This is a genomic window from Mailhella massiliensis, from assembly GCF_020741395.1.
Classification (GTDB): domain Bacteria; phylum Desulfobacterota; class Desulfovibrionia; order Desulfovibrionales; family Desulfovibrionaceae; genus Mailhella; species Mailhella massiliensis_A.
Genome location: NZ_DYZA01000238.1, coordinates 1 through 2,866 on the forward strand (window position 1 = coordinate 1; position 2,866 = coordinate 2,866).

Below are 2,866 nucleotides of genomic sequence, written 5' to 3' on the forward strand. Positions count from 1 at the left end.
GCATCCCTGTGAAAGGTATATTCCGCCATATGCATGTGCTTGAGATAATTCCCGAGATGCTTCGGATGGGCATTGGCGTATGCGTCGATATGGTCTACCTCGCCGCAGATTTGAAAAAGAGGCCTGGGCAGGCTGATGTTGCCCAAAACCTTATTGCGAACCATCATCGTGGCGGAGCTTTCCTTTCTGCTTTTCCCCTCGGGGACATGCTCATCATACATGAGGGCAGCCCTCGCCCCGCCGTTCTGCGTCGCCCCTATACCGAACACGGCGGCCTCGGGCCAGGTCGCCCTGGCTTTGTAGTCGTTGGACGTAGAGCTCAGAACAACCTCATCCAGAGGCAGGCCCCAGTATTTTTCCGGCAGGGACGCCTTGAACAGAAGCATCGCCATATACTCGTCAATATGAGGATACTTATGGCTCAGCAACTGCCTGACACTGTCCAGACGACGTGGGGGAATACCGTTTCGGGGGGAGCCCATCATCCCATGTATGATGCGGGTCGACGTTCTGGAAAGCGCCGCGAGCAGGCCGTCGCGCCTGTCGGCAGAAGAAATTTCTATCATGAGATCAATCCTTGATTATTGCTTCCATACCTGTCGTTATTGAGAGAACGCCGTGATGCTGTCGCCATGTCGGGAAGGCGCCGGAACATGATCAACGTCCTGTCGTCATGCGCGGGAGAAGAAAGCCCGGCATCTTCCCAGGGAAAAGCCACCCGTACCCGGAACTCCCTGAGGAAGTCTCTGTCGAAGCCGGGCGTATAAGGACTCTTTCTTTTGTCCCATCCTGAAGAGAGCATATTCTCAAGGAGCTCCCCGCTCTTTTCATGGATCTCCTGCATGCCGTCCGAGGCTATGACAAGACTTTTCAGGTCGGCAATATCGCCCTGCCTGAAAAGATGCAGTTCCGGAGGCGACGAAAAGACATTGTCGGAAGAAAGCCCGTTGGCAAGATATTCGCCGCTGTACGCTTCGTTCAGATTGAAGAACTCTCCATTAACAGCCACGCATCCGTCGCCGCAGTGCAGCACGAACCAGCGCACGGGGGTGATCACGGCCACCAGTATCGTCGCCATGAAAAATTCCCGCAGGAAATGCTCCTTCAGCTGCGCATCCTTTCCGCAGAGGATGCCAAGTATGCGCCAGATATCCTCCAAGCAGAGCTCCCCGGCCTGCCCGGCGAGTTTCTCCACAGGCATGCCGGCATCCTGCTGCAGAAGTTCCCTGATATGGCGGACCATGAGGGCGGAAAGTATCTGTGCCCCCGTCTCGGCATACGACACCCTGTTCTCTCCCAGGTCGGACGCACTGCTGCAACCGTCGCAAACTACGCCGATCATGGCCGCAGCATCGATATCAAGGCTCATGGCATCCTGATTGTTCTGGTCTTCCGCCGCATGAGGGCCATGCTGTGAACACCCTCCCACGCTGAACGGGATGGATACGCTCCCTTCATGCACCAGACGCACGAAACGCGGCAGGAATTCAGACATGGCTCTTTCCTCCAGAGAGGATATCGACATAGTCAAAACCGAAATTGGCGATGAACTGCCGAAACGCCGGCGGATCGCCCGTAGTCATGGAACGCAGCCTCACAGCGCGGTTCTGCTTCTGCAGTATGCTCCACAACTTTTCCTGGGCATCCACGGAAATGGATGTGTCGGTCAACGGGCTAAACGGATTTCCCGAAGGCCCTGCATCCTGCGGCTGAACCTCGACGATAGTCCTGACCCCTTTTCTCCGCATGGTGTATTCAGGATGCCGGGGATCCGTCTTGGGAAGCCTGTACAGCAGGCTGTCCCGCGCTCCGCGCACCAGCACATCCGCCAGATAGGCATAAAGGACGGGATCCGTACGGCGCAGCTCCTGAAAGCGCTCCACTTTCAGCTTGTTGGCAGGCTTGTCCAGCAACCTTGCGCCTGTCGTTTCAGAAAAGTTCCCATCCTCCACATAGCCGAGCAGGCAATGACGATTTTTCCGTCGCTCTGCGGCATCACAGGGAGGCGCGGTGCGGAACTCAAAGGGGTCGCCGCCGGTGAGCATCTCACAGGCAATGACCGCCAGGGCATAATAGTCGCTGCCTTCCGTGTACTTGTAGCAGCCGTTGCCGTCCAGGCCACGTTCTTCCACAAGAGGATCCAGATAGCGCCCTTCAGCCCCGGTCACGGCACAGCCGTACTGCCCTATCTGAACGGAATCCATATCTATGAACGCGGGATTTTTCGTAGAAAAATCATACAGGATGTTGGAGGGGTTGAGATCCCCTATCACTATGCGCGCCCTGTGCAGCCTGTCCAGGGCCGTATATAACTTGTACACCAGGTCAACGGCTTCCTGCCAGGTCAGACTTTGGCCGTTTTTTTCCCTGAAGCCGCTGCCGGACCAGAAAAGATAATCAAGCTGGGCACATTTGCCTATGTCGCTCATGGAAAAACCGACGATATCATCCTGAGCGTCGATATTCACGGCTACCTTTTCAGGAAAGGCAAACTGCGCCATGTCAAACCGGGCTTTGAATGTTTCGTAGCGGCTGCAAAGATCGAGAACCTTTTCCTGACGAAAGCGGGTGATCTCGCCATAGACCTTCAAAAGATGCCTCGAACCCAAGTCATAGACAATCCCCTCCCCTCCCTCACCTCGCTTGGGCAGCTCGGCAAGATCCGTGGGAGGAAGCCAGTTCTGAATTTTTATCCTCATATCTTTCTGCTCCTCATCTCTGCGACCGGGCCACGGCGCTCTGTGAAGCCATGATGAACTTGCTGCGAATCTCTTTACCGTTGTCCTGACGACATTCGAGCTTTTCGCTGAAGCCGAGTTCTTCACGGATCTTTTCGAGCTGCTCGGAACTGAAGTTTCTGTTCAAC

3 protein-coding genes are annotated in these 2,866 nt (G+C 55.5%); all 3 read right to left on the reverse strand.

All coding sequences use genetic code 11. From position 1 onward, the window contains the following. Positions 1–566: hypothetical protein (locus tag K8W16_RS11610; protein ID WP_304124015.1), on the reverse strand; the 566-nt coding region annotated here is incomplete at its 3' end. Continuing rightward, entirely contained in the window at positions 563–1,495 is a 933-nt protein-coding gene (locus K8W16_RS11615; protein ID WP_304124018.1) for a protein phosphatase 2C domain-containing protein, read from the reverse strand. The genes K8W16_RS11610 and K8W16_RS11615, both read right to left, overlap by 4 nt. Beyond that, positions 1,488–2,699 (reverse strand): hypothetical protein, encoded by a 1,212-nt coding sequence (locus K8W16_RS11620; protein WP_304124020.1) that lies wholly within the window; start codon positions 2,697–2,699, stop codon positions 1,488–1,490. Before K8W16_RS11620 ends, K8W16_RS11615 begins: the two co-directional genes overlap by 8 nt. Positions 2,700–2,866 lie beyond the last annotated feature (167 nt).